At 73.6% G+C, this 26557-nt stretch carries 24 protein-coding genes and 2 pseudogenes; 13 read left to right on the top strand and 13 right to left on the bottom strand.

Annotated features, from left to right (window positions below):
- Window positions 1-371 precede the first annotated feature (371 nt).
- Entirely contained in the window at window positions 372-737 is a 366-nt protein-coding gene (locus ABT092_RS28765) for an STAS domain-containing protein (RefSeq protein WP_351249013.1), read from the bottom strand.
- 275 nt (window positions 738-1012) lie between these two features.
- Between ABT092_RS28765 and ABT092_RS28760 the strand changes: the two genes are divergently transcribed.
- Window positions 1013-1969, top strand: a complete 957-nt coding sequence (locus ABT092_RS28760) for an RNA polymerase sigma factor SigF (protein ID WP_351249011.1) — start codon at window positions 1013-1015, stop codon at window positions 1967-1969.
- Between the two features lie 34 nt (window positions 1970-2003).
- On the opposite strand, the gene hutI is transcribed toward ABT092_RS28760, so the two are convergent.
- Entirely contained in the window at window positions 2004-3173 is a 1170-nt protein-coding gene (gene hutI, locus ABT092_RS28755) for an imidazolonepropionase (RefSeq protein ID WP_351249009.1), read from the bottom strand.
- A gap of 171 nt (window positions 3174-3344) precedes the next feature.
- Window positions 3345-3869, bottom strand: coding sequence for a carboxymuconolactone decarboxylase family protein (locus tag ABT092_RS28750; protein ID WP_351249007.1), 525 nt, complete (start codon window positions 3867-3869; stop codon window positions 3345-3347).
- 110 nt (window positions 3870-3979) lie between these two features.
- On the opposite strand from ABT092_RS28750, the gene pdxR reads away from it, so the two are divergent.
- Complete coding sequence (gene pdxR / locus ABT092_RS28745) at window positions 3980-5407, top strand: MocR-like pyridoxine biosynthesis transcription factor PdxR (protein ID WP_351249005.1); 1428 nt, start codon at window positions 3980-3982, stop codon at window positions 5405-5407.
- A 9-nt stretch (window positions 5408-5416) separates the two neighbouring features.
- Here the strand turns inward: pdxR and rocD are convergent, their stop codons facing one another.
- On the bottom strand, window positions 5417-6652 hold the full coding sequence (rocD, locus tag ABT092_RS28740) for an ornithine--oxo-acid transaminase (RefSeq protein WP_502968527.1): 1236 nt from the start codon (window positions 6650-6652) through the stop codon (window positions 5417-5419).
- A gap of 284 nt (window positions 6653-6936) precedes the next feature.
- Here rocD and glyA point away from each other — a divergent pair, with 284 nt between their 5' ends.
- The 3 genes from glyA to ABT092_RS28725 all read left to right on the top strand — a co-directional run bounded on the left by glyA (window position 6937) and on the right by ABT092_RS28725 (window position 10111).
- Window positions 6937-8211 carry a serine hydroxymethyltransferase gene (glyA, locus tag ABT092_RS28735; protein ID WP_351249019.1) on the top strand — a complete coding sequence of 425 codons (1275 nt, stop codon included), beginning with the start codon at window positions 6937-6939 and terminating at the stop codon, window positions 8209-8211.
- A gap of 200 nt (window positions 8212-8411) precedes the next feature.
- Window positions 8412-9425, top strand: coding sequence for a tryptophan--tRNA ligase (trpS, locus tag ABT092_RS28730; protein ID WP_351249001.1), 1014 nt, complete (start codon window positions 8412-8414; stop codon window positions 9423-9425).
- Between the two features lie 104 nt (window positions 9426-9529).
- Complete coding sequence (locus ABT092_RS28725; RefSeq protein ID WP_351248999.1) at window positions 9530-10111, top strand: 2'-5' RNA ligase family protein; 582 nt, start codon at window positions 9530-9532, stop codon at window positions 10109-10111.
- A 3-nt stretch (window positions 10112-10114) separates the two neighbouring features.
- On the opposite strand, the gene dprE2 is transcribed toward ABT092_RS28725, so the two are convergent.
- Window positions 10115-10870, bottom strand: coding sequence for a decaprenylphospho-beta-D-erythro-pentofuranosid-2-ulose 2-reductase (gene dprE2, locus ABT092_RS28720; protein ID WP_351248997.1), 756 nt, complete (start codon window positions 10868-10870; stop codon window positions 10115-10117).
- 555 nt (window positions 10871-11425) lie between these two features.
- Between dprE2 and ABT092_RS28715 the strand changes: the two are divergent.
- Window positions 11426-11914: pseudogene (locus ABT092_RS28715) on the top strand (phosphatase PAP2 family protein); the annotation flags it as partial.
- A gap of 702 nt (window positions 11915-12616) precedes the next feature.
- Window positions 12617-13516 carry a YihY/virulence factor BrkB family protein gene (locus tag ABT092_RS28710; protein WP_351248995.1) on the top strand — a complete coding sequence of 300 codons (900 nt, stop codon included), beginning with the start codon at window positions 12617-12619 and terminating at the stop codon, window positions 13514-13516.
- Between the two features lie 34 nt (window positions 13517-13550).
- On the opposite strand, the gene ABT092_RS28705 is transcribed toward ABT092_RS28710, so the two are convergent.
- Window positions 13551-15044, bottom strand: coding sequence for a D-alanyl-D-alanine carboxypeptidase (locus ABT092_RS28705; protein WP_351248993.1), 1494 nt, complete (start codon window positions 15042-15044; stop codon window positions 13551-13553).
- On the opposite strand from ABT092_RS28705, the gene ABT092_RS28700 reads away from it, so the two are divergent.
- From ABT092_RS28700 to ABT092_RS28690, 3 genes are all read left to right on the top strand, one after another.
- A complete protein-coding gene (locus ABT092_RS28700) occupies window positions 14983-15225 on the top strand; it encodes an SCO4848 family membrane protein (protein WP_351248991.1) in 243 nt (80 codons plus the stop codon). The two genes, ABT092_RS28705 and ABT092_RS28700, sit on opposite strands and share 62 nt — an antisense overlap.
- 171 nt (window positions 15226-15396) lie before the next feature.
- A complete protein-coding gene (locus tag ABT092_RS28695) occupies window positions 15397-16728 on the top strand; it encodes a metallophosphoesterase (RefSeq protein WP_351248989.1) in 1332 nt (443 codons plus the stop codon).
- Window positions 16729-16927: 199 nt separating this feature from the next.
- Entirely contained in the window at window positions 16928-17350 is a 423-nt protein-coding gene (locus ABT092_RS28690) for an ATP-binding protein (protein WP_351248987.1), read from the top strand.
- Here the strand turns inward: ABT092_RS28690 and ABT092_RS28685 are convergent.
- On the bottom strand, window positions 17347-18795 hold the full coding sequence (locus ABT092_RS28685; RefSeq protein ID WP_351248985.1) for a sensor histidine kinase: 1449 nt from the start codon (window positions 18793-18795) through the stop codon (window positions 17347-17349). The genes ABT092_RS28690 and ABT092_RS28685 overlap by 4 nt on opposite strands.
- Window positions 18796-18806: 11 nt before the next feature.
- Entirely contained in the window at window positions 18807-19487 is a 681-nt protein-coding gene (locus ABT092_RS28680) for a response regulator transcription factor (protein WP_351249017.1), read from the bottom strand.
- A 330-nt stretch (window positions 19488-19817) separates the two neighbouring features.
- Here ABT092_RS28680 and ABT092_RS28675 point away from each other — a divergent pair, with 330 nt between their 5' ends.
- The gene (locus tag ABT092_RS28675) at window positions 19818-22295 is read left to right on the top strand and encodes an MMPL family transporter (RefSeq protein WP_351248983.1); all 2478 of its coding nucleotides are present in this window, start codon (window positions 19818-19820) and stop codon (window positions 22293-22295) included.
- Here ABT092_RS28675 and ABT092_RS28670 read toward each other — a convergent pair.
- The 4 genes from ABT092_RS28670 to ABT092_RS28655 form a co-directional block, all read right to left on the bottom strand.
- Window positions 22263-22991, bottom strand: coding sequence for a TetR family transcriptional regulator (locus ABT092_RS28670; RefSeq protein ID WP_351249015.1), 729 nt, complete (start codon window positions 22989-22991; stop codon window positions 22263-22265). The genes ABT092_RS28675 and ABT092_RS28670 overlap by 33 nt on opposite strands.
- 124 nt (window positions 22992-23115) lie before the next feature.
- Window positions 23116-23739 carry a thiol-disulfide oxidoreductase DCC family protein gene (locus tag ABT092_RS28665; protein WP_351248981.1) on the bottom strand — a complete coding sequence of 208 codons (624 nt, stop codon included), beginning with the start codon at window positions 23737-23739 and terminating at the stop codon, window positions 23116-23118.
- A 4-nt stretch (window positions 23740-23743) separates the two neighbouring features.
- Window positions 23744-24184 (bottom strand): hypothetical protein, encoded by a 441-nt coding sequence (locus tag ABT092_RS28660; RefSeq protein WP_351248979.1) that lies wholly within the window; start codon window positions 24182-24184, stop codon window positions 23744-23746.
- A gap of 254 nt (window positions 24185-24438) precedes the next feature.
- Entirely contained in the window at window positions 24439-24672 is a 234-nt protein-coding gene (locus ABT092_RS28655; RefSeq protein WP_351248977.1) for a hypothetical protein, read from the bottom strand.
- Window positions 24673-24695: 23 nt separating this feature from the next.
- Between ABT092_RS28655 and ABT092_RS31055 the strand changes: the two genes are divergently transcribed.
- Complete coding sequence (locus tag ABT092_RS31055) at window positions 24696-24872, top strand: TreTu family toxin (RefSeq protein ID WP_502968526.1); 177 nt, start codon at window positions 24696-24698, stop codon at window positions 24870-24872.
- Window positions 24857-25177, top strand: coding sequence for an immunity protein TriTu family protein (locus ABT092_RS28650; protein WP_351248975.1), 321 nt, complete (start codon window positions 24857-24859; stop codon window positions 25175-25177). Before ABT092_RS31055 ends, ABT092_RS28650 begins: the two co-directional genes overlap by 16 nt.
- A gap of 1276 nt (window positions 25178-26453) precedes the next feature.
- Here the strand turns inward: ABT092_RS28650 and ABT092_RS28645 are convergent.
- A pseudogene (locus ABT092_RS28645) lies at window positions 26454-26557 on the bottom strand (IclR family transcriptional regulator domain-containing protein); the annotation flags it as partial.

The raw sequence follows: 26557 nt of genomic DNA, 5'->3' as shown, positions 1-26557 counted from the left end.
CGAAAACCTACGGCTGCGTAACTCCGCCGAGACCTCACTTCACCAGGCAGACAGAAGGGCCTCCCCCCTCCATGGCAGAGCGTGCTCATCAGCGGTTCACCTCACCGATTCACCGGTTGACCAGTTGCAACATGTTCGATTTCCTCGTCACCACGGGACGGGCGTGCCGAGCGGGGTCGCCGGTGCTGCCGCCGCCCCGCCCTCCGTCGTGCCGGACCGAAGGGTCTTCTGCCCGGCGCATCCGTGGGAACACCCAATTCTCCCCGCGACATGGCCCGCGGCGCAGGTGACTCGGGCAAATTCGTGACGGTGAGGTGAAGAGCACATCGCGCCCCGGCCCGCCGACCCGCCGCGCCGGGGGTGACGCACTGTCAGTCGAGGGCCTCGTCCAGGGTGTCGTGGACCGTGAACACCGCGTCGGCGCCGGTGATCTCGAAGACCCGTGCCACCACCGGGAGCATCCCGGTCAGATGCACCGCGCCGCCCGCGGCCTCGGCCCGCAGGCGCGCCCCGAGCAGGACGTTCAGCCCCGTCGAGTCGCAGAACTCCAGCCGGGAGCAGTCGATCACGAGGCGGGCGGTGCCTTGGTCGAGGAAGGCGTCGAGGGGGTCCTGGAGCAGCTCGGCGGTGTGGTGGTCGAGTTCACCCGCCGGGGTCACGACGGCACTCGTCCCGTGCTGGCGCACGTCCACCCGGAGGCGTTTTCGGTGGGTGCTGCCGACCGTCCCGCGGTCCATGCCGTTTCTCACTTTCGGGCCGTCCGCGGCTGCGGGCGGGCCCTCGGGGATGGGGGTCTGTCTGAGGGGTGACGCTCCTGGAACCCTACGCGGTCCGCGGGCGCAGGGGTACTCGAACAACCCCAACAAAAGGTACATATGACGCGCTGGCGAATTTGCCAGGGATTCAACCAAGCGGGTAGGGGTAGGAGGGACCGCACTCGACACGACCGGCCTCGGAGGCGCCCGCAGACCGCAGCACCGCACGGCACCGGCAGCCTCATTGCCTGGACACCATGGAGGACGACATGTCACCCCGGCTCGACGCATCGCGGACCCTCGAAGCGACGTCGGCATCCCGTCCCGCAGCACTCGACGACCCCGCACCGCCCCGCACCTCCGGCCCCCTCGCGGACGCCGACCCGCCCGCCGACGCCCGGCCCGCGAGCCTGGCCGACCTCCCGGAGATCCCTCCGTTCGACGAGGTCGCCCCGGCCGACGCCCGAGCCCTGTCCAAGGTGCTGTTCGCCCGGCTGACCACCCTCGAAGAGGGCACCCACGAGCACGCCTACGTCCGCAACACCCTGGTCGAGCTGAACCTCGCCCTGGTGAAGTTCGCGGCCTCCCGGTTCCGCACCCGCAGCGAGCCGATGGAGGACATCATCCAGGTCGGCACGATCGGCCTGATCAAGGCGATCGACCGCTTCGAGCTGACCCGCGGGGTGGAGTTCCCCACCTTCGCCATGCCGACGATCATCGGGGAGATCAAGCGCTTCTTCCGCGACACCAGCTGGTCGGTGCGGGTCCCCCGCAGGCTCCAGGAACTCCGCATCGACCTCGCCAAGGCCGGTGACGAGCTCGCGCAGCGCCTCGACCGCGCGCCGACCGTCGCCGAACTGGCCGAGCACCTGGGACTGTCCCGGGACGAGGTCGTCGAGGGCATGACCGCGGCGAACGCCTACACCGCCAGCTCCCTGGACGCCCAGCCGGAGGACGACGACTCGGAGGGCGCGCTCGCCGACCGCATCGGCTACGAGGACCACGGGCTCGAAGGCATTGAGTACGTCGAATCCCTGAAGCCGCTGATCGCCGGGCTCTCCCCGCGCGACCGGAGGATCCTCTCGCTGCGGTTCGTGGCGAACATGACCCAGTCCGAGATCGGCGAGGAACTCGGCATCTCCCAGATGCACGTGTCCCGACTGCTCTCCCGGACGCTCGGCAGACTGCGCCGCGGGCTCACCGCCGAGCAGTAGTCCCACCCGGAGGGCGGCGCGGGCGGGGCGCGGGTCAGACCCGTGCCCCGCGCCGCCACACCCGGCTGACCAGCGGCACCCCCGGCCGGTACGCCAGGTGGACGTGACTGGGGGCGTCGAGCAGTGCGAGGTCGGCGTACGCCCCCGGCACGATCCGCCCCACGTCCTCGCGGCGCAGCGCCCGCGCACCCCCCGCGGTCGCCGACCACACCGCCTCGTCCGGGGTCATGCCCATGTCCCGGACGGCGAGGGCGACGCAGAACGGCATCGACGTGGTGAACGAAGAACCGGGGTTGCAGTCGGTGGACAGCGCGACCGTCGCGCCCGCGTCCAGCAGCCGACGGGCGTCGGGCCACGGCGCACGGGTGGAGAACTCCGCCCCCGGCAGCAGGGTCGCCACCGTGTCCCCGTCCGCGAGGGCGGCCACGTCGGCGTCCGTCAGATGCGTGCAGTGGTCCGCGCTGGCCGCCCCCGACTCCACCGCGAGCTGCACCCCGGGCCCGTGGGAGAGCTGGTTGGCGTGCACCCGGGGCACCAGGCCGCGGGCCGCGCCCGCCCGCAGCACCGCCCGCGCCTGGTCCCCGTCGAAGGCGCCCGCCTCGCAGAACACGTCCACCCAACGGGCGTGCGGCGCGCAGGCGTCCAACATCGGACCGGTCACCAGCGCCACGTATCCGGCCGGGTCGTCCGCGTACTCGGGCGCCACCACGTGCGCCCCCAGATAGGTGACCTCGTCGGTGTGCCGGGCCGCGATCCGCAGCGCCCGCTCCTCGTCCGCGACGGTCAACCCGTACCCCGACTTGGTCTCGAAGGTCGTCGTCCCCTGGCGCAGCGCCTCGCCCAGGTAGCGCAGCAGGTTCGCCTCCAGCTCCGCGTCGGTGGCCGCCCGGGTCGCCGCGACCGTGGTGCGGATGCCGCCCGCCGCGTACGGGCGCCCCGACATCCGGGCGCTGAACTCCGCGGTGCGGTCCCCGGCGAACACCAGGTGCGCGTGCGAGTCCACGAACCCGGGCAACACGGCCCGGCCCCCCGCGTCGACCGCCTCGTCGGCGGCCGGCGCCCGACCCGCCGGACCCACCCAGGCGATCCGCTCGCCCTCGATCACCACCGCCGCGTCCCGGACGGTGCCCAGCGGGGACCCGTCCCCCGCCCCGGGGTCATTGGTGACCAGGGAGCCGATGCCGGTGATCAGGGTGGTGCGCACGCGTTCCTCCGGTGTCCTCGGGGTCCGGGGCCCCTCGGTGCGGGCCCGCTGCCGGTCCGGCCCCGCCGGGGCGGTCGCCGGGACCGGGCGGGAGGACCGGGGCGCGCCCGGATCCGCGGGCGCCCCACCAGACTCGCACGCCCGCCGCCCGCACCGCGGGCGGCCCGGTCCTCAGTGCGTGCCGGGCCGGTAGTGGCCGGCCGGCCTGCGGACGGTGACGCTGATCCTGTTCCAGGTGTTGATCACGGCGATCGCGGTGATCAACTGGGCCAGTTCGGCCTCGTCGAAGAGGGCCGCCACCCCGGCGAACACCTCGTCCGGCACGAAGCCGTCCTGGAGGTTCGTCATCGCCTCCGTCAGCTCCAGCGCGGCGAGTTCCCGCTCCGTGTAGAAGTGGCGCGACTCGCGCCAGGCGCTGAGCTGGATCAGCCGCTCCACGGTCTCCCCGGCCGCGAGCGCGTCCTTGGAGTGCATGTCGAGGCAGAGCGCGCACTGGTTGAGCTGGGAGGCGCGCACCTTCACCAACTCCGTCAGCGCCGGGTCGAGCGGGCCCTGCTCGGACACCGCGGAGAGCTTCAGCAGTGCCCTGAAGCTCTCCGGGGCGTGTTCGGCCCAGGCGAACCGCGAGGGCTCCTCGGGCGCGTAGGGGCTGCTCGCCCCGGTGGGGGAGGGTCGGCGGTTCTCCGTCGTCGTCATGAGGACGACCCTAGGGAAGAAGTAGCCCGGGAGTAGGGTCCATTGAGCACACGGGATCTTGGGCCAATCGGGTGCCACGGGGACGGCCGGCACGGCGGGGAGGGCGGGGCATGGGCACGGGCGGCGACCGGACGCGCGGCACCGCGGCCGGCACCGCGGTCCTCGGCATCGACCTGCACCTCGCCCTCACCGGCCCCGGCGGCCTGCGCAAGGGCCTGGTGAACGCCCTCCGGGAGGCCGTCCGCACCGGGCGCCTCGCCCCCGGCGCCCGACTGCCCTCCTCCCGGGGCCTCGCCGTCGACCTGGGCATCGCCCGCAACACCGTCGCCGAGGCGTACGCCGACCTGGTCGCCGAGGGCTGGCTCACCGCCCGGCAGGGCTCCGGCACCCGGGTCGCCGACCGCTCCGTGGTGCCGCCGGGCCGCTCCGTCCCGAGCCCGCGCACCCCCGGCCCGCCGCCGTTCTCCCTCAAACCCGGCACCCCCGACCTGTCCGCCTTCCCCCGCGCCGAGTGGCTGCGCGCCGCCCGCCGCGCCCTCGCCCGGGCCCCGCACGACGCCTTCGACTACGGCGACCCGCGGGGCCGCCCCGAACTGCGGTACGCCCTCGCCGAGTACCTGGCCCGCGCCCGCGGGGTGCGCACCCGTCCCGAACACCTCTTCGTCACCGCCGGCTTCGCCCAGGCCCTGCTGGTGCTGGGGCGGCTGCTGGCCCGCCGGGGCGTACGGGAGGTGGCCGTCGAACCGTACGGGCTCGACGTGCACCGCGCGCTGCTCACCGACCGGGGGCTGCGCACCGCGGTGCTGCCCTGGGGACCCGGCGGCCCGGACGCCACCGCCCTGGACCGCCTCGCCCCGGGGGCGGTGCTGCTCACCCCGGCGCACCAGTTCCCCCGCGGCCTCCCGCTGCGGCCCGAGGGCCGCGCCGCGGCGGTCACCTGGGCGCGGCGCACCGACGGGCTGATCCTGGAGGACGACTACGACGGCGAGTTCCGCTACGACCGTCAGCAGGTCGGGGCCCTCCAGGACCTCGATCCCGATCGGGTCGTGTACCTCGGCACGGCCAGCAAGTCGCTCGCCCCCGGACTGCGCCTGGGCTGGATGGCCGTCCCCGGACGGCTGGCCCCGGAGGTCGCCCGGGAGAAGGGCGCCGGTTGGGCGTGCGGGGTGCTGGACCAGCTCACCCTCGCCGAGTTCCTCACCTCGGGCGCCTACGACCGGCACGTCCGGGCGATGCGGCTGCGCTACCGGCGGCGCCGGGACCAACTCGTCGCCGCCGTCGCCGAACGGGCCCCCGGGGTCCGGGTGGTCGGGATCGCGGCCGGGCTGCACGCCGTGCTCGAACTCCCGCCGGGCACCGAGGGGTCCGTCCTGCGGGCCGCCGCCCGGCAGGGGCTCGCCCTGTCCGGGCTCGGCCCCCTGCGCCACCCCGACGCCGTGCTCGACGACCCCCCGGACGGGTTGGTCGTCGGCTACGGCGTCCCCTCGGACAGCGCCTGGCCGGGAACGCTGGAAGCGCTCTGCCGGGCGCTGCCCTGAGAGCGCCCCCTACCCCACGACCCTCCGCAGCCGTTCCAGCCCCCAGTCGAGGTCCTCCTCGGCGATCACCAGGGGCGGGGCGATCCGAATGGTCGAGCCGTGCGTGTCCTTGACCAGCACCCCCTCGGCCAGCAGCCGTTCGGAGATCTGCCGTCCGGTGCCCCGGGCCGGGTCGATGTCCACTCCCGCCCACAGCCCCCGCCCCCTGACCCGCCGCACCCCGCTGCCCGCCCCGGCGGCCAGCGCCGCCAACTCCCGGTGCAGGTGCTCGCCCAGCTCCGCGGCGCGCTGCTGGTGCTCGCCGGTGCGCAGCATCGCGATGACCTCCAGCGCCACCGCGCAGGCCAGCGGGTTGCCCCCGAAGGTGGACCCGTGCTCGCCCGGCCGGAACACCCCGAGCACCTCCGCGCTCGACACCACCGCCGACACCGGCACCACGCCCCCGCCGAGCGCCTTGCCCAGCACGTACACGTCCGGCACCACGCCCTCGTGCTCGCAGGCGAAGGTCCGCCCGGTCCGGCCCAGGCCGGACTGGATCTCGTCCGCGATGAACAGGACGTTCCGCTCCCGGGTCAGCTCCCGCACCGTCGACAGGTACCCGGCCGGCGGCACCAGCACCCCGGCCTCGCCCTGGATCGGCTCGACGAGCACCGCGACCGTGTTCTCCGTCAGCGCGTTGCGCATCGCGGTGGGGTCCCCGTACGGGACGATCTCGAACCCGGGGGTGTAGGGACCGAAGTCGGCGCGGGCCTCCGGGTCGGTGGAGAAGCTCACGATCGTCGTGGTGCGGCCGTGGAAGTTGTCCGCGGCCACCACGATCTTCGCCATGTTGTCGGGCACCCCCTTGACCCGGTACCCCCACTTGCGGGCGGTCTTCACCGCCGTCTCCACGGCCTCCGCGCCCGTGTTCATCGGCAGCACCGTCTCCATGCCGCACAGCGCCGCCAGCTCGGCGCAGAACCGTCCGAACACGTCGTGGTGGAACGCCCGCGAGGTCAGCGTCACCCGCTCCAACTGGGCCTTCGCCGCGTCGATCAGCCGGCGGTTGCCGTGGCCGAAGTTCAGCGCCGAGTAGCCGGCGAGCAGGTCGAGGTAGCGGCGCCCCGCCACGTCCGTCATCCACGCGCCCTCGGCCGTGGCGATCACGACCGGCAGGGGGTGGTAGTTGTGCGCGCTGTGCGCCTCGGCCGCCGCGATGAACTCTGCCGTCGGGTTCTCGGTGCTGGACACGGGTCCTCCGTTCATCCTCCGGGGGGTGGGCGGGGTGACGCCCCCTCCCGCCGTGCTGCTCTCGTCGATCGACCGGATGTCCTTCTATCGTCACTCGGATCGCGGGCCGCGAAACCTCCTCCGCCGACACGCGGGGGCCACCCGCTAGGCTGGCCGCAGGCACGGCGACTGGCGCGCAGGGAACCGACCCTGGGGGAGCCGTGCCCGGTCGGGGCCGCGCCCCGCCGCACGAGGTGTCGCCCGCCTGGGCACCCCGGGACCACGACCGGAACCGACCGTTCGCCCCGGAGGCCGACGCCATGCCCCTTCCGCTGCCCCACCCCGCCCTCGCCGCCACCGACCCGGAACTCGCCGCGCTCGTCGCCGCCGAGGAGCGGCTCCAGGCCGACACCCTGCGGCTGATCCCCAGCGAGAACTACGTCTCCACCGCCGTCCTGGAAGCCTCCGGGACCGTGCTCCAGAACAAGTACAGCGAGGGCTACCCCGGCCGTCGCTACTACGAGGGCCAACAGGTCATCGACCAGGTCGAGCGGCTGGCCCGGGACCGGGCCACGGCCCTCTTCGGCGTCGACCACGCCAACGTCCAGCCCTACTCCGGCTCGCCCGCCAACCTCGCCGTGTACCTGGCCTTCGCCCGGCCCGGCGACCCCGTCATGGGCATGGCCCTGCCGATGGGCGGCCACCTCACCCACGGCTGGGGCGTCTCGGCCACCGGCAGCTGGTTCCGCGGGATCCAGTACGGGGTCCGCCGGGACACCGGCCTCATCGACTTCGACCAGGTCCGTGACCTCGCGCTGAAGGAGCGGCCGAAGCTGATCTTCTGCGGGGGCACCGCACTGCCCCGCACCATCGACTTCGCCGCCTTCGCGGAGATCGCCGAGGAGAGCGGCGCCCTGCTCGTCGCCGACGTCGCCCACATCGCCGGGCTGATCGCGGGCGGCGCCCACCCCTCGCCCGCCCCGTACGCGGACGTCATCTCCACCACCACCCACAAGACCCTGCGCGGCCCCCGCGGCGCGATGCTGATGTCCCGTGCAAAGCACGCCAAGGCCCTGGACAAGGCGGTCTTCCCCGGCCTCCAGGGAGGTCCGCACAACCACACCACCGCCGCCATCGCGGTCGCCCTCCACGAGGCCGCCCAACCCGCCTTCCGCGCCTACGCCCACGCCGTCGTCGCCAACGCCCGGGCGCTGGCCGCCGCCCTGTCGGCGCACGGCCACGACCTGGTCTCCGGCGGCACCGACAACCATCTGATCCTCATCGACCTCACCGCCAAGGAGGTGCCGGGCAAGGTCGCCGCCCAGGCCCTCGACCGGGCCGGCATCGTCGTCAACTACAACACCGTGCCCTACGACCCCCGCAAGCCGTTCGACCCCTCCGGCATCCGCATCGGCACCCCCTCGCTGACCTCCCGCGGCCTCACCCCCGAGCACATGCCGGCGGTCGCCGCCTGGATCGACCGGGCGGTCGCCGCGGCCCGCACCGGAGACGAGGACGTCCTCGCCCGCATCCGGACCGAGGTGGCGGACCTGATGGCCGCGCACCCGGCCCCCGGGCTGCCCACGGGGGACTGAGCCGAAGCGGTGCGGGGCGCGCCGCCCGGCGCGCCCCGCACTGTGTTCTTCGTCTCACGGGCGACGACCGGTTCCCGTTCCGCGGCATCCCGGTCCTTCGGTCCTCGGTCCCTCGGTCCCCCGGGGAACGGGGGACCGGATGGCGAAGGTCTCCCGGATCGGTTCCCACGGGGTGCCGGACACCTGAGAGAATGAGGACCATGGCCTCAGACCGTCCTCGCGTGCTCTCGGGAATCCAGCCCACGGCGGGCTCGTTCCACCTCGGCAACTACCTCGGCGCGGTGCGCCAGTGGGTGGCGCTCCAGGAGTCCCACGACGCCTTCTACATGGTCGTCGACCTGCACGCGATCACGATCCCGCAGGACCCGAAGGACCTGCGCGCCCACACCCGGCTGGCCGCCGCCCAACTCCTCGCCGCGGGGCTGGACCCCGAGCGCTGCACCCTCTTCGTGCAGAGCCACGTGCCGGAGCACACCCAGCTCGCCTGGATCATGAACTGCCTCACCGGCTTCGGCGAGGCGTCCCGGATGACCCAGTTCAAGGACAAGTCGGCCAAGCAGGGCGCCGACCGCGCCAGCGTGGGACTCTTCACCTACCCGGTGCTCCAGGTCGCGGACATCCTGCTGTACCAGGCGCACGAAGTGCCGGTCGGCGAGGACCAGCGCCAGCACATCGAGCTGACACGTGATCTTGCCGAGCGGTTCAACGGACGGTACGGCCCCACCTTCACGGTGCCCTCGCCGTACATCCTCAAGGACACCGCCAAGATCTACGACCTCCAGGACCCGGCGATCAAGATGAGCAAGTCGGCGTCGACGCCGAAGGGCCTCATCAACCTGCTGGACGACCCCAAGGCCACCGCCAAGAAGGTCCGCAGCGCGGTCACCGACACGGACACGGTGATCCGCTACGACACCGCGGCCAAGCCCGGGGTGAGCAACCTCCTCACCGTCTACGCGACCCTCACCGGGGTGGGCGTGGCCGAACTGGAGCAGCGGTACGAGGGCAAGGGGTACGGTGCGCTGAAGACCGACCTCGCCGAGGTCGTGGTCGACTTCGTCACCCCGTTCCGGGAGCGCACCCAGCAGTACCTCGACGACCCCGAGACGCTGGACTCGATCCTCGCCAAGGGTGCCGAGAAGGCGCGCGCCGTGGCGGCGGAGACCCTGGCCCAGGCGTACGACAAGGTGGGTTTCCTCCCCGCCAAGCACTGACGGTACGGTCCGGTGGCGACGCCACCGGACCGGGACGCACCCGTTCCGGTGCCCGAACGCGAACCGTGACCACCCTTGCCCAGCCACGACGACGGGAGACTGACGTGGGGACCGTAACGATCGGTGTGGCGATCGCGGTCCCGGAGCCCCATGGCAGCCTGCTCCAGGAGCGGCGTGCGGGCTTCGGGGATCCCGTGGCGCACTGCATTCCCACCCATGTGACGCTGCTCCCGCCGACCGAGGTCGACGCGGGGGCGCTGTCCGCGATCGAGGAGCACCTGGTGGGGGTGGCCGCCGGGGCCCGTCCCTTCCCGATGCGACTGTCGGGGACGGGCACCTTCCGGCCGCTGTCCCCGGTGGTCTTCGTCCAGGTCGTGGAGGGCGCCGCCGGCTGCGCCGGGCTCCAGGAGCGGGTGCGGGACGCCTCCGGGCCCCTGGCGCGGGAGCTCCAGTTCCCCTACCACCCGCACGTCACCGTCGCCCACGGCATCGCCGAGGAGGCCATGGACCGGGCCCACGCGGAGCTCTCCGGGTACGAGGCGCAGTGGTCGGTCACCGACTTCGCCCTCTACGAGCAGGGCCCGGACGAGAAGTGGCGCAAGCTGCGGGCCTTCGCCTTCGGCGGGTCGACGGTGCCCCCGCAGGCGCCCGCCCCCGAGGCGCGGGGTTCGCTGCCGACCCGCTGAGCCTCAGAGTCCGAGCCGGCGGAACGCGGCGCGCGGCAGGTGCCGCAGCGCCGACATCAGCACGCGCAGCACGCCCGGCACCCACACCGACTCGGCGCCCCGCCGGAGCCCGGCCTCGACCGCGGTCGCGACGGCCTCCGGGGTGGTGCTGGGCAGGGTGCGTCCCGGTGCACCGCCCCGGCGGTCGCGCAGCGGGCCGGGGCGGACCAGCATGACGTGCACGCCGGTGCCGTGCAGGGCGTCGCCGAGGCCCTGGGTGAAGCTGTCGAGGCCGGCCTTGCTGGAGCCGTAGATGAAGTCGGTGCGGCGGGCCCGTTCGGCGGCGACGGAGGAGAGCACCACCAGGGATCCGTGGCCCTGGTCCTGGAGTCCCCGGGCGCAGACCAGGCCGGCGGAGACGGCGCCGGTGTAGTTGGTGGCGGCGACGGTCGCGGCGGCCACCGGGTCGCTCTCGTCCCGTGCCTGGTCGCCGGGGAGGGCGAAGGCGAGCAGCACCATGTCCACGGCGCCCTCCGCGAAGACCTTCCCGAGCGCCGTTTCGTGACCGGCGGGGTCCAGTGCGTCGAAGGCGACGGTGCGGGTGTCGGCGCCCAGCTGGCGCAGGTGCTCGGCGGCGGACTCCAGGGCGGGTGAGGGCCGGCCGGCCAGCCACACCGTGTGGGCGCGGCGGGTCACCAGGCGCCGGGCGGTGGCGAGGGCGATCTCGGAGGTGCCGCCGAGGATGAGCAGGGACTGGGGGAGGCCGGGGGCGTCCTTCACGGGAAACACACTCCGATGCGGCGGGGGCGGGCTGGTGGCGGGCCGGGCGGTGGCCGGCGGGCCGGCGGGGTCGGGACGGCGGCCGAGGAGTGCGCGCCGGCGATCGGAAACGGTCGAACGGGCTTGCGGGGCGGCTGGATTCGGTCCGTGCCGGGGCCGCGCTCCCGGGGAGGGGGTTCCGGGACGGCGGGACAGTGCGAGGTGTGACGGACCGTGAAGCGGGGAAGACTCAAGGCGCACGGGGATGATCAAGGGGAAAAGCGGGAAAAAGGCGAGGCAAGCGGACGGTTGTGAGGGTGCGTCCGTGGTGCGTGGGGCGATCGGGTCGGTCCGCTTCACGGGGGCGGGACGGGGTGCGCGAGGGGTCGGGGGTGCGGGGGAGTGGCGGAGAATAGCCGGGCACGAATGGGACCGTACCGGTGCTTAATGGGGGTTTTGCGCATCTTTCGAGTGCATCTCACTGGAATGGGCGACTGGGGGAGTGTCCTCCGGTAGGGCCGCTGGCTTTGCCTGTTGCGTAGGGGCGTCAGATGTAGGAACAAAGCTGGGGACCCTGTGCAAGAGTTGGATCAGCGGTTGTTGTCGGCACTGCGTGACTGCGGGCAGTTCCCGCCAGTGTTGACGGCCGCGCGGTTGTTGTCCTGGAGCGGCGAGCACGGCGCGTTGTGGCTCGCCGCCGGGCTGGTGGGAGCCGCGGTGGACAAGGAGCGGAAGGGGGCGTGGCTGCGGGGGACGACGGTGACGTTCGCGGCCCACGCGGTGAGCATGGGGATCAAGCTCGTGGTGCGCAGGCCGCGGCCCGGGGAGGAGGCGCCGCTGGTGCGGACCTCCGGGAGGCACTCCTTCCCCAGCTCCCACGCAACGGCCGCGGCGGCCGCGGCCGTTGCCTTCGGCGCCTTCTCCCCCACGGGCGCCCGGGTGCTGCCGCCGCTGGCGGCGGTCATGTGCGTGTCGCGGATGGTGGTCGGGGTGCACTACCCCACGGACGTGGTGGCGGGCGCCGCGCTGGGCGCGGCCACGGCGAAGCTGGGCGCCCCGTGGATGTGCCGCGCCCTGGAGTCCGTCGCCCCGCTGTCGGAGGTCCTGACGTCCGCCCCGCTCACCGACCCGGCCCGCGGCGCCGCGCTGCGGGGCCCGTCGACGACGTCCGCCGCGGTGGTCCCCCGCGCGGTCCGGTTGACGGAGACCGCACGGAAGCTGTCCCGGGCCGCCCGTCTGCTGACGACGGCCCGGGAGGTCGCCCGGGCGGTGCAGACGGTGACGGCGCCCCTGGCGTCGGTCGCCCGCGTCCCCGGAGCGTCCGTGCGGACCGCCCCCGCGGCGAGGCCGCACGGCGGCCTGAGCGCGCCGGCCGCCTCCACGATGCGGACGAGCGGGGTCCGGGTGCGCACCGCGGACCCGGCGGGCCGCCCCGTGCCGCGGGCCAGGGCCGCGGGCGCGGTGCCGCGCCGCCGCCGTCCGGCCCGGCGCTCCGCACCCCGCCTGCTGGCCGGTGCGGTGCTGGGCCCCGTGCTGGGGGCGCTGCTCGGCCCGGTCGCCGGCCCGGTGACCGGTGCCTGCATGGCGCGGATGCGCTGAGCGCGCTCCGGGCCGGAGACCTCGCACCGGTTCGCCCGACCGGGTGCCCATGGCGGCGCGTCGGGTGGGCAGCAGCACGGTAGCCGTGCCGCGGTCGTACCGAGGGGTACCTGATGCGGTGCGTCGACGGAGCACGGTGAACGTGCGGGAGGGCGGGGAGGGCAGCGGATGGAGTGGCTGACGGGATTGCCGTGGATCGGACCGTACGTGCGACGGTTCATGGCCACCCACGCCTGGCGGGCCTACGAGCGTCTGGACCGGGTGGCCTGGACCAGGCTCGCCGCCGCCATGACCTTCCTCAGCTTCCTGGCCCTGTTCCCGCTGATCACGGTGGCGGCGGCGATCGCCGCCGCCACCCTGGACAGCGCCGGACAGCGCAAGCTGGAGCAGGAACTTGCCGACCAGGTGCCGGGCATCGCCGGCCAGCTCGACATCTCCGGCCTGGTGGCCAACGCCGGCACCGTGGGGCTGATCGCCGGACTGCTGCTGCTGTTCACCGGCATCGGCTGGGTGGGCTCCATGCGCGACTGCCTGCGCGCGGTCTGGGAACTGCCCGACCTCGACGACAACCCGGTGCTGCGCAAGGCGAAGGACGCGGTGGTCCTCGGCGGGCTCGGCGGCGCCGGCCTGGCCTCGCTGCTCGCCTCCACCCTCGCCTCCCACGCCGTCGGCCGGGGCGCGCGGCTGCTGGGCGTCGACGGGTCCGGGGCGGGCGGCGTGCTGCTCCAGGTCCTCGCCTTCACGGTGGCGGTGCTCGCCGACTTCCTCGTCCTGCTGTACGTGCTGACCCTGCTGCCGGGGGTGCGGCCCGCGCGCCGCGACCTGGTCGTCGCGGGACTCCTCGGCGCGGCCGGCTTCGAACTGCTGAAGCTCCTGATCGGCAGCTACATCAGGGACGTCGCGGCCCGCAGCATGTACGGGGCGTTCGGGGTGCCGGTGGCCCTGCTGCTGTGGATCAACTTCACGGCGAAGCTGCTGCTGTACTGCGCGGCGTGGACGGCGGTCCGGCGGGCACCGGCACCGGACCCCGGCATGGCCGGGGCGGCGGACGGGGGCGCCGGGCGGTGAACCCCGCCCGGCGCCCCGGGACCGTCCGTGCGGCTCAGCGGCGACCCCGGGCCGGCCAGCGGCGGTTGATCAGGAAGACGCCCGCGGCGAGCACGAGCAGCACGCCGCCGGTGATGGCCAGCGCCGTGCCCATGCCGCCGGAGGGCTGCTCCGCGGCGACCTTCCGGCCGTCCCCCCGCTGGGCCGCGGCCCCCGCCGAACCCCCCGTCCCGGACCGGGCGGGGGAGTCCGGGCCCTGCTCGCCCCGGGCGGTGTCCACGCTCCGGGGCGGGACCAGCCGGCCCACCGGCTTGACCTTGCCGTGCGAGGCGAAGCCCCAGTCGAGCAGTCGGGCGGTCTCCTGGTAGACCGCGTGGGGCTCGTCGGAGGAGGGGTTCATGACGGTGACCAGCAGCACCTTCCCGTCCCGCTCGGCGACCCCGGTGAAGGTGGTGCCGGCCCGGGTGGTGTTGCCGTTCTTGACCCCCGCGATGCCCCGGTAGGGCTTGAGTCCGGGGGCTCCGCCGAGCAGCCGGTTGGTGTTCTGGATCTCGAAGGTGGGGCGCTTCTTCGGCTTCTCGCCCTTCTTCGGCTTCAGGGCCTCGCCGGGGAACTGCGCCCGCAGTGTGGCGCTGTACTCGCGGAAGTCCTTCTTCTGGAGCCCGGACCGGGCGATCAGTGTGAGGTCGTACGCGGAGGACACCTGCCCCGGTGCGTCGTACCCGTCCGGCGAGACGACCTTGGTGTCCAGCGCCTGGAGCTCCTCGGCGTGCGCCTGCATGTCGGCGACCGTGCGGGGCAGCCCGCCGTTCATCGCGGCCAGCACCCGCACCGCGTCGTTGCCCGACTTCAGGAAGACCCCGCGCCACAGGTCGTGCACGGTGTACGTCTGCTCCTCCTTGATCCCGACCAGGCTGGACCCGGGGCCGATGCCCGCCAGGTCCGAAGGCTCGACCTTGTGGCTGAGGGTCTTGGGGAACTTGGGCATCAGGGCGTCCGCGAAGAGCATCTTCAAGGTGCTGGCCGGCGCAAGCGGCCAGTGCGCGTTGTGCGCGGCGAGCACGTCGCCCGACTCGGCGTCCGCGACGATCCAGGACCGGGCGGACAGCTTCATGGGCAGGACGGGCGCACCGGAGCCCAGGTCCACCTGGGTGCCGGGCTGGCCGAGCCGCGCCCCTCCGACCGTCGCCATCCGGCTCGGCGGCTCGGGTATCTCCTTCCGGTCCTTCTTGCCCTCGGCGTCCTTCTGCTGTTCCTTCTCGTTCCTCGGTTTCTCGTCCGCGTGCGCGGCGGGCGCCGCGAGGGACAGGGACAGGGTCAGGGCGGAGGTGACCAGGAGCGCGGTCACCCGGTTCGTGGGGGAGAGGAAGGCGGACACGGACGAGAAGGTACCGGCCCTTCCTGTCGACGCCGCGGGCGAGGTGTCCGCAGCGGGCCCGGCACCCCCCGCGCGGCAGGAGGGCCGGCGCGGTCGCGATACTGAGCCCATGAAGCTCAGTCGCCCCGTCTCCTGGTTCCTGCTCGCCTTCGGGGTGTGGAGCTGGGTCATTTGGGTCACTTTCGCCAGAAATCTTTGGAAGGACGGCAGCGGGCTCGCCTTCGACGACGCGGGTGATCCCACCGGTTACTTCTGGGTCCACCTGCTGCTCGCGGTCGTCTCCTTTGTTCTGGGGACGGTCGTGGGAGTGATCGGGTTGCGCAGTCTGCGCGCCCTGCGCCGCCAGGTGTGACACGCCCGACCACGGAGCGCTGAGCCGCCCGCCGGCGCACCCCGGCGGGCGCTCCGCTCCCGTTCCCCACCTCGGCGCGGCCCAGCACGCCGGGCCGCAGCCCGGCCCGGGAACTCTCGGGCGCCCCCGGACAGTTATGCCTCCGGCACAGCACAGCGAGAGGGCGGTCCGATGGTCGTCGCAGTTCTGATCGGCCTGGTCGCCCTGTCGGTGATCGCCGGTCTCCAGTGGTACGCGTGGCGTCGCACGATCCGCGACACCACCCGCCCGGGCACGCCCGCCCGCCGGATCGGCACCACGGTGTTCGTCCTGGGTCCGCTGCTGATGGTCGGCGCCATGGTCGGCGGTCGGGCCGGAGCCCCCTTCTGGCTGGAGCGGGCCATGGCCTGGCCGGGCTTCCTGTGGGCGGCCCTGATGCTGTACCTGCTGCTCGCCCTGGCGGTGGGCGAACCCGTCCGCCCCTTGCTCCGCCGCTTCCTGGAACGGCGGGACCACCGCCGCGTCGAGGCCGCCGCACCCGGGCCCGGATCGCCGGCCGAGGCCGCCGCGCCCGGGCCCGCGTCCCCGGCGCCCCCCGCCCCCGGGACCGCCGAGCGGCCGGCCCCGTCCGCCGCGCCGACGGCGGAACCGACCAGCGCACCGGCCGCCGCCGCCGACGCCCGCCCCGCCCCGGCGGGACCCTCGCGGCGCCTGTTCGTGGCCCGGACCGTCGCCGGGACGGCCGCGGTCGCCGCCGCAGCGACGGTCGGGGCCGGGACGTACGGCGTGCTGAACGGCCCCACGGTGAAACGGGTGACCGTGCCGCTGGCCAAGCTGCCGCGCTCGGCGCACGGCTTCCGGATCGCGGTGGTCAGCGACATCCACCTCGGGCCGATCCTGGGCCGGTCGTTCGCCGAGCGGTTGGTGCGGACGATCAACTCCACCCAGCCGGACCTGATCGCCATCGTGGGCGACATGGTCGACGGCGACGTGGCCGACCTCGGGCCGGCCGCCGCGCCGCTGGCCCGGCTGAAGGCCCGGCACGGCACCTTCTTCGTCACCGGCAACCACGAGTACTTCTCCGGCGCCCAGCAGTGGGTGGACGAGGTGCGCGACCTGGGGCTGCACCCGATGGAGAACGCCCGCACCGAACTGCCCGCCTTCGACCTCGCCGGGGTCAACGACCCGGCGGGCGAGAGCGAGGGGCAGGGGCCCGACTTCGCCGCCGCCCTGGGCGACCGGGACCCCGCGCGGGCCTCGGTGCTGCTGGCCCACCAGCCGGTCGTCATCCACGACGCGGTGCGCCACGGGGTGGACCTCCAGCTCTCCGGGCACACCCACGGCGGCCAGCTCTGGCCCGTGGACTCCCTCGCCCGGCTCCAGAACCCGACCCTCGCCGGGCTGGAACGGTACGGGGACACCCAGCTCTACGTCACCCGCGGCGCCGGTGCCTGGGGGCCGCCGGTACGGGTGGGCGCGGAGTCGGACATCACCGTGGTGGAGCTGGCCTCCCGGCAGGCGTGACCCCGCCCGACCGGAAGGAACCGTTCCGGGATCGTTTCCGGACGGAGGCGGGACGGAACGGACAGGGCGTGGCCGGATCGGCACCGGTCCGTGACCCGGTTGGGCCCCCGGGACCCCTTCGCACGCTGCATCATGTGTCGGACCGGTGGGTCCCCTGAGGGGGCCGTGTCCGGTGTGGCGACCGGGGGACGGGGGACCGATGGCACGGAGAGAAGCGTTTCGGCTACCCCGGCACCCCGCGTCCGTCGCCCTGGCCCGCCACCGGGTACGGGACCACCTGCTCGCCTGGGGCCGGACCGAGGGCGACGGCACCCTCGACGACACCGTCCTGCTGGTCTCCGAACTCGTCACCGACGCCGTCCGGCACGGCCCCCTGCTGGAGCGGGAGTTCGAGGTCGCGGTCACCGTCCTCGCCGACGGCGCCTGCTTCGTCGAGGTCACCGACCTCGACGCCCCCGGCGGGCCCACCCCCGACCCAGACGACAGCGCGGGACACCGACTGCGGAACGCCCTCGCCGAGGTGTCCGGCGTCTGGCGCGCCGGCCGCCGCTCCACCACGGTGTGGGCACTCGTGCCCGCCCGGACCCTCCCGCTCCCCCCCGACCCGGACGGCGGGGGTTAGTCCCGCACCGGCTCCGCCGGCAGGGACACCTCGACGGCCAGCCCGCCGCCCGACCGGCCGCGCACCGCGACTCCGCCCCCGTGGGCCTCCGCCACGCCCCGGACGATCGCCAACCCCAGCCCGCTGCCCGCGCCGCCGCCCGCCCGGAAGAACCGGTCGAAGACCCGGGCCGCGTCCCGTTCGGCGAGCCCCGGCCCCCGGTCCGCCACCACCACCGTCACCACCCCGTCGACCCGCTCCACCGACAGCTCCACCGGGGCCCCGGCCGGGGTGTGCGCCCGGACGTTGGACACCAGGTTCCCCAGCAGCTGCCGCATCCCCGACTCGTCGGCGTGCACCAGCAGCACCCCGTCCGCCCGTACCGCGACCGGCCGTTCGGGCTGCTGCGCCCGCAGGTCGGCCGCCGCGTCCCGGAGCAGTGCGCACAGGTCGACGTTGCGCAGCCGCAGCTCCGGGCGTTGGTCCAGGCGGGCCAGCACCAGCAGTTCGTCCACCAGCCGGTGCATCCGCTCCACCTCGGAGGTGATGCGGGACCAGGCCCGGTCCCGTTCGTCCGGGCCGGTCAGCATGGACCGCTCGAAGAGCTGGAGGTAGCCGTGGATCGCGGACAGCGGGGTGCGCAGTTCGTGCGAGGCGTCGGCGACGAACCGCCGCAACTGCTCGGCGCTGCGCTCCCGGGTCCGGTACGCCGACTCCACCTGGTGCAGCATCGAGTTCAGCGCCGTCCGCAGCTGTTCCACCTCGGTGGCCGGATGGCGGCTGGAGGGGACCCGCCGGGCCAGGTCCCCCTCGGCGATCGCGGACGCGGTGCTGACCATGTCCTCCAGGGGGCGCAGCTGGTGGCGGGCGCCCACCAGGGTGACCACGGCCAGCAGCGTCAACAGCACGGCACCGAGCGCCAGGTCGAACTTCAGGGCCTTGTGGATGTTGGTGTGCACGATCTGCGTCGACGCGGCCAGCAGCACCGTGGTCCCGTCGTCCAGGGTGGTCGCGGTCGCCCGGTGCGGTTCGCCGGCCAGTTGGACGTCCACCAACCGCCCGGAGCGCACCAGCCGCTGCGGAGCGGTGATCGACGAGGCCAGCAGCCGCTGCCGCCCGGTCGGCTCCCACCCGGCGACCCGCATCGCCTCCCCGGGCCGGCCCAGGGCGACGAACAGCACGTCGGAGTGGGGCAGCAGCCCGCTTTCGCGCGGCGACAACTCGTCGAGGGCGATGCCCAGTCCGCGCAGCGACTCCAACTGCTCCAGGGTGATCTGGGAGCTCCGCAGGGAGTCCCGCACCGTCGCCAACTGCCGGTCGATGCTGTCCAGGAAGAAGTGCCGCAGTCCCATCAGGCTGGCCGCGACGGCCAGGGCGATGCCGAGCGCGAGCAGGGCCACGTTCACCACGGTCAGCCTGGCCCGCAGCGACCGGGGGCGACGGCGCGGGACGGTACGGGGTTCCATCGGCGGTGGTCCTACGCCAGCCGGTAGCCGATGCCGCGCCGGGTGGTGATCAGCGGCGGCCCCAACTCGCCGAGCTTGCGGCGCAGATAGCTGATGTATGTCTCCACGACGGAGGAGTCGGCGGGGTGCTCGTACCGCCACACGTGCCGCAGCAACTCCTCCTTGGAGACGGTCCGCCCCGCGTTGCGGACCAGGAACCGCAACAGTGCGTACTCGGTCGGGGTGAGCTGGGCGCTGCGGCCGGCCCGGTGGACGGTGTACGTGGTCTCGTCGAGTTCCAGGTCGCCGTGGCGCAGCGGGGGGTGGCGGGGCAGCACGTCGGCGGGGCGGGTGCGGCGCAGCACCGCGCCGATCCGGGCCACGACCTCGTCGATGTGGAACGGCTTGGTGATGTAGTCGTCGCCGACGTCGAGCGCGCCCACGATCTCGGCCGGGGCGTCCCGTGCGGTGAGGAAGACGACCGCGGTCTGCGGGAGGGCTCCGCGCAGTTCGCGGCCGAGGGTCCGCCCGTCGCCGTCCGGCAGCATCACGTCCACCAGCGCGGCTTCGGGGCGCACCCGCTCGACGAGGTGCCGGGCCTGGCGCAGGGTCGCGGCGGTCGACACGTCGAAGCCGTGGAAGCGCAGGGCGATGGAGAGGACGTCGGCGATGCTCGGCTCGTCCTCCACGACCAGGACCCGTGCGCCCCGCAGCCCCTCGTCCACCACCAGGGCGCCCCCGGCGTCGGAGCCCGGGGCGGGCGGGCGGTCCGCGGCGGGCTGTCGTCTCGGCTCGATCACCCTCCCAGTATCGGTCGCCCGCACCGCCCGTGCGGGGCCCGGAACCTGGGAGTTCGCTGGGAAACCTGGGAGTCGGCTGGGAGAGCTGGGAGTTCGCTGGGGACCGGCCGCCGGAGCTTCCCGCCGACCGGTCCGCCGACTGAGGCTGGGTCCGGCCCGGCCCGGACGGGCGGGCGCGGGAACGAGTGACGACCGCATGCGCGGCGGACGACCGCAACGACGGGGACGAGGGAGAACGACGACGTGACGGCATGGGCGCGCTGGTGCCATCGGCACCGGCTGCTGGTACTGGTGTTGTGGGTGGGGGTGTTGTTCGGCGTGGGGGCGGCCGGCGCCGCCACCGGCAACGACTACTCCAACGACTTCTCCCTCCCGGGCACGGACTCCGCCCACGCCCGGGACCTGATGGAACAGGCCCGCCCGGGCGGTGCGGGGGACCCGGGCACCGTGGTGTGGCAGGTCACCGAGGGGTCGGTGCACGACCCGGAGGTGCGCGAGCGCATCACCCCGGTGCTGCGGGAGATCGCGGGCCTGGACGGCATCGGCGCGGTCGGCTCCCCGTACGGGGCGGACCCGGGCGCCGCCGCCCGGGTCAGCGAGGACGGCCGGACCGCCTTCGCCGAGGTCTTCTTCACCGAGCAGGCGAACGCCGTCCCGGTCGACCTCGCCCGGGACGTCGTCGACACCGCGCGCGCCGCCGCCGACGACGGGCTGCGGGTGGAGGTCGGAGGGCAGGCCATCGCCCGCATCCAACAGCCGCACGGGGGGACCTCCGAACTCGTCGGCATCGCCGCCGCCGCGGTCGTGCTCTTCCTCGCCTTCGGCTCGCTGTTCGCCATGCTGCTGCCGATCGTCGTCGCCGTGTTCGGCGTCGGCACCGGGCTGCTGGCGACCATGCTGATCAGCCACGGCACCGCGATACCCGACCTGGCCCCGATGATCGGGTCGCTCGTCGGCCTCGGCGTCGGCATCGACTACGCCCTGTTCATCGTGGTCCGGCACCGGCGCGGGCTGCTGCGCGGCGAGGACCCGGAGACCTCGCTGGTCGCCGCGCTCAACACCTCGGGGCGGGCGGTGGTCTTCGCCGGCGGCACGGTGTGCATCGCCCTCGCGGGCATGCTGGTGATGAACCTGCGCTTCCTGGACGGCATCGTCATCGCCACCGTCCTCACCGTGATGCTGAGCGTGCTGGCCGCCGTCACCCTGTTGCCGGCGCTGCTCGGGTTCCTGGGCCACCGGGTGCTCAGCCGTCGCCAGCGGGAGGCCGTCCGTCCCGCGGACCGTCCCGCGCAGGAGGCCCCCAGCGGGCTCGCGGTGCGCTGGTCGGCGGTGGTGGAACGTCGGCCCAAGGCCCTGGTGGCCCTGGCCCTCGCGGTGCTCGCCGTGCTGTCGCTGCCGCTGCTCTCGCTCCGGCTCGGCGCCACCGACCAGGGCAACCACCCCGAGGACCTGACCACCCGCCAGGCGTACGACCTGCTCGCGGACGGCTTCGGGCCCGGCTTCAACGGCCCGCTCGTCGTCGTCGCCGAGGACGCCGACCCCGACGCGGTGCGACGGCTGGTGGTGCGGGTGGAGGAGGACCGGGGCGTGGCCCGGGTGGCCGCGATGCCGCCCGCGCACGGGGTGTCCGCGATCCAGATCGTGCCCACCACCCCGCCCCAGGCCGAGGAGACCGACCGGCTGATCGACCGGCTGCGCGAGCGGCACCTGCCCCAAGCGGGCCTCGACGGCCATGTCGGCGGGGTGACCGCGGTGTTCAAGGACTTCGCCCAGCAGACCGGCGAACGGCTGCCGTACTTCGTCACCGCGATCGTCGGACTCGGCTTCGTGCTGCTGCTGATCGCGTTCCGTTCGCTGGCCGTTCCGCTGACCGCGGCCCTGATGAACCTGGTCGCCGCGGCGGCCTCGTTCGGCGCGGTGGTGGCCTTCTTCCAGTGGGGCTGGGGCCTGGAGCTGATCGGACTGGACCGGGCCGGCCCCATCTCGGCCTTCCTGCCGGTGATCATGCTCTCCCTGCTCTTCGGCCTGTCGATGGACTACCAGGTGTTCCTGGTCAGCCGGATGCACGAGGAGTGGACCCGCACCGGCGACAACGCCCGGGCGGTGCGGGTCGGACTCGCCGAGACCAGCCGGGTCATCAACTCCGCCGCACTCATCATGATCTTCGTCTTCCTGGCGTTCGTGCTGAGCGGCGACATGGAGGCGGTGGTCGCCGGCGCGGGGCTCGCCTTCGCCGTCGCGGTGGACGCGTTCGTGCTGCGCACGGCCCTGGTCCCGGCGCTGATGCACCTGTTGGGACGGGTCAACTGGTGGCTGCCCGGCTGGCTGGACCGCCGGCTGCCGCACCTGGCCCTGGAGGCACCCGACCCCGCGACGACCCGGTCGGTCCCGGCCGACCCGGAGGGGACGACGGGGATGAAGGGTACGGAGGACGGTTCGGCGGTGGTGCACGGGTTCGTCCGCACCACCGAGGGCGGACCGGTGGCCGGCGCGGTACTCGCCCTGCGCTCCGTCGACGGCGAAGGGGTGGACCGGACGACCTCCCGCGCGGACGGCTCGTACCAGCTGGCCGCACCAGCACCCGGTACCTACCTGCTCGTCGTGCGGACCGCCCGGGGCGGGGAACGGACCGCCCGGGTGACCGTGCGCGGCGGCCCGCTCGTCCACGACGTCGAGTGGGAGGAGTGGTCAGCCGACGGGGCCGGGGCCGGGGTCGGCTGAGGCGGGTGCGCGGGGTCCTTCGGCGGGGCGGGGGGCGGCGGGGTCGGAGCCGTCGTGTCCGTCCGGTCCGTCGGGCCGGAAGTCGACGAACAGGTCGTGGACCTCGCGCACCAGGGGCCGCAGCAGCCGGAACCGGGACAAGGACACGCCGCGGGCGACGAGTCGGGCGCCCCGCTCGGCGAGCCGCCGGCTGCGGCGGTGCCCCTCGGAGCGGTCGAACACCCAGTACAGCACCAGCCCCATCTGGGCCGTCCACAGCAACTCCGGCAGGATGTCCGCCAGTTCCTCCGGGACCTTGACCTTCGCCCCGGCGAGCACCTCCCGGTGGGTGTCGATCGCGGCCTCCCGGGCCGCCCGCGACTCGGGGGAGAACGGGCTGAGCGGACTCTGCGGATCGGCCGCGTTCTTGAAGAACTGCGCCGCGAACGCGTGGTAGGGCTCCGCGATGTCCACCCAGGTGGTGAGCACCCCGGTCAGCCGGGCTTCCAGCTCCGTCTCCCGCTCCAGCACCGGCCGGACCGCCGCCCCGTGCTCGGCGGAGATCCGGTCGTACACCCCCTGGATCAGGTGTTCCTTGCCGTCGAAGTAGTAGTAGGCGTTGCCCACGGAGACCCCGGCCTCCTGGGCGATGGCCCGCATGGTCGTCCGGTCGTAGCCGCGCTCCTTGAACAGGCGGAGCGCGGTCTCCAGGATCAGCGCGCGGGTCTGCTCGCTCTTCGCGGAGCGCTCCGCGCCCCGGCCGCCGCCCCCGCCCCCGTTCCCGGGCGGGGCGGGCGGCTGCTTCGTCGGTCGATCGTTCGCTGCGGACACGGGGTCGAGCCTAACCAGTGGTGCAGCCGTCGTCGGTGCAGGTGGGGGCGGCCGGGACGGCACGGAGGCCGGCCCCGCCCGGCGCGGGGGCGGTGGCCGGCACCCGTACCCAGCCGATCCCGCCCCGGTACTCCCACTCGCCGACCCGGTGCACGACCGGCGCCCCGGCCCGGGCGTACCCGGGGTGTCGGTCCCGCCCCCCGCCGGGACCGACACCCCCCGCCCCGGGGGCCGTTCCCACGGCCCCGGCCCGCTGCGCGTGCAGGGCCCGGCGGTACCGGGAGGCCGCGACGACGGCGCCCTTGGCCAGCCGGGCGCCCTGCGGCGTGGCGAGCCGGTGGGACAGGGCCCGGTACTCGCCCAGCGCCCACAGGCACACCACCCAGGCACGGGCGCCCCGGTACACCTGGCCGCCGTCCGCGACGACGGTGATGTCCACCAGGGTGGAGGCGTGGTCCAGCGCGGGGAACCTGCGCCGGGCCTCGTCCGAGCCGGCCGGCACGAAGTCGAGCCGCACCAGCTGGGGTTGCCGGGTCAGCCAGCCGCGCAGGAAGGCGCAGAGCGGGCAGGTCGCGTCGTACAGCACGGTGAGCGCACGGACCGCCGGCGCGGGGGCGGGCGCGGTGTCGGTCACCGGGTCACGCCTTGCCGGTGGGCGGGGCCCACGGGCCCAGGTTCGCGGTGTGCTCCTGCGGCGGCACCGGGGGGAACTGCTCCCGCTCCATGGCGCCGCGCCGCCGGATCCTGTTCAGCACCCACACGTTGGCCAGGTGCAGCACCCCGAGCACCAGCAGCACCACGCCCAGCTTGGTCGACAGCGCCTCGAAGACCTCGCGGGCCTCGGTGATCTCGTCGTCCTGGTTGAGGTACAGCGCGACGAACCCGAGGTTGACCAAGTAGAACCCCACCACCAGCAGATGGTTGACGGCGTCCGCCAACTTCTCGTTGCCGCGCAGCACGTCGGAGAGGAAGATCCGCCCGTTCCGGCTGAGCGTCCGGGCGACCCAGACGGTCAGCCCGATGCCGACGACGGTGTAGACGAGGTACGCGATCCACGTGAGGTCCTGTTCCTGCGCCACGGACCCCCACCCCCTTCTCGCGTCCCGGGCACGACCGGCGCCGACCCGAGACGTCTCTTGAACGTGTTCAAAAACCTGTCACGGGTGACTGTAGACCCGTTTTTGAACGCGTTCAAGTAAGTGCGGAGCCCTCAACCGCCCGGCCCCGCCTGCTCCGGATGCGCCCGCCCGCCCCCTCCGAACACAGCCGGCCGCCCGGACGACGAGCGTCCGGGCGGCCGGTCGGGGCGGGTGCGGTGGCCACCGCACCGGGGTCAGCCCACGGCGATGCGGGTCTTCCAGTGGCTGTTGGGGCCGATCATCTGTCCCCCGTTGCCGGTCAGGGCGGTCCGCGAGCCAGGGTGGAACCGCACCGAGCCGTTGGCCTGCACCGACCAGACGTCCCCGATGCCGTCCCCGTCGGCGTCCGGCGTGCCGACCGCGAAGGGCGCGCTGGCCGTGGACCAGCCGGTGGCCCCGTACGTGGTGTCGGCGCCGCCGAGACGCATACATATCGGCGCGCCCAGGATCCGTGTACGCAGAATTCGACGTGCCGAAATCTTCACTCATTCCTGGCGGCAGGCCGGGGGACTTCAAGATGTCAGATTCCGATACCATCTTTGCTCGTCTGGCGCAGAAGAAGGGGAACCCTGTTCCTCAACTTCCCGAAGCGAAGAACGTCAAGCTGGGAGGATGGGGATGTTCCTAGGTAGTGCGCTGCTGGAGCGGGCTCAGGAGTGGATCCGACAGGAGATCCACAAGACAGAGGCTCTGCGGGATATTTCAGAGATTGAGGCGTCCCCTCATGAGGGTGAGCTGACGTCAGTGAGCTGGATCCTTGATGGCGGCAACTTCATGGCTCAGGTGGTGCTGTGGGATACCGGGGAGTTTGAGGAAGATCTAGCGAACTCGGAAACGGGTCAAGTTCAGACGCGTAGCGGCCGTCTGACATCGCCTGATGATCTCGAATCCTGCCTTGTGGCCGCCCGTGATTGGGTTCTCCAGGGCTTTTGAGGGTTCGCTAGAAATCGATGCGTTAACGAACGTAGAGCCCCGCCCGGGCAGTGTCAGGCGGGGCTCCATCGTGGTGTGACGGCGGCAGTTGACGGCAACGGACGGGGACTGCGCATAGCTGTGTTTCGTCGCCGGGCTTACCGGTGATCTCGGCGGGGTTACTGAGCCTCTTTCATCCTGAGTTTCCGCGGCGTCCCTCGTTGGGGCCGGCGTCGCCGTCATCGTGAAGATGGACCACGAGAGCGCGGCGGAGGGTGGCAGGCCCTGGGTCCTGGTCATGAAACGGGGCCGGGGCTGGTCCGAAGGGATGAGCCCACCCTCGACCATCGCGGATCGGGGACTGCCACCGGCTCGGCGGTCTTCGTGGCTCCCCGTGTGCTGGGCCTGTCGCTGCCGGAGGCGAAGGCGTGAAGGTAGCCGTCCGTGAGAGCGCTGTTGGAGACCAGCGGCAACCGTGGCGGGAACCCGCTCCGACTTGGAGCGGTGGCGACGCCCGCCACTCCCCCGGTGAAGCCCCTGACGGTACGTCGGTGCACCGCCTGATCCGGCCGAAGCGGGGAAGAATCGCCCAATATGCCCTGCTTGCCCCCGGGCGACCCGCCGTCAGGCGGTCGGCCCCGCCCATCGGCAGGCAAGTCACGTCGGACGTAGGGTTATTCTGCGGTGCGCTGCACCTCCGTGCGACGGGCCGCGGCCCTGTGGCCCCGCCGTCCCGCCGGTCGGTGCGCGACCCCCTCCGGGTAGCCCCCTCACAGCCAGCTAGGAGAACAGTGATCCCTCGGATAGGCAGTGCCCCCAGCGAGGTGTGCCCGTGCTGAGCATCGCGGACCTGCTCCGTGCCGACCCGTCCCTGCCCGGCGGGGAGCCCTCCGGCGCCGATCCGCTCGTCGACGACGACGCGTTGGAAGGGGCCGCGGTGCTGGACGCCCGGCTGGATCCGCGGGGTGCGACCGGCGCCGTCCTGTTCGACCTGCGGACCGCCCTCGCCCATGCGAAGGCGGTGGCCGGGCTGTTGGTCGTGCGGGGGGTGTGGGACTTCCAGTGTGCGGTGGCCGAGCCCGGGGCGGCGCCGGGGGCCTTGACCGTGGTGTCGAGCACCCCGATCGACGCCCAGGACGCGTTCACCCTGCGGATCGGCACCGCACCGCGGGCCACCGTCGTCCTCAGCGGGGAGAGCGCCGAGTTCTACGTGCTGGACGTGCCGTCCGCCGGGGACGAGGTGCCGGTGCCCGGGGCCGTGACCACCGTGCGCCGGTCGCAGCCGCACTGGGGGTCGGACTGTTCGGCCGATCCGCGAGTACATCCGGACCGGGTAGCGGCTCTCGACCTTGTCGATGTAGAGCACCTCGTACTCCTCGTAGACGGCGAGGTGGACGGTGT

Source organism: Streptomyces sp. NPDC002490 (assembly GCF_040296045.1).
In the GTDB taxonomy this organism is placed as follows: Bacteria; Actinomycetota; Actinomycetes; order Streptomycetales; family Streptomycetaceae; genus Streptomyces.
The sequence above is the reverse complement of the archived record's forward strand: the minus strand, read 5'-3'. Positions and strand labels throughout refer to the sequence as shown.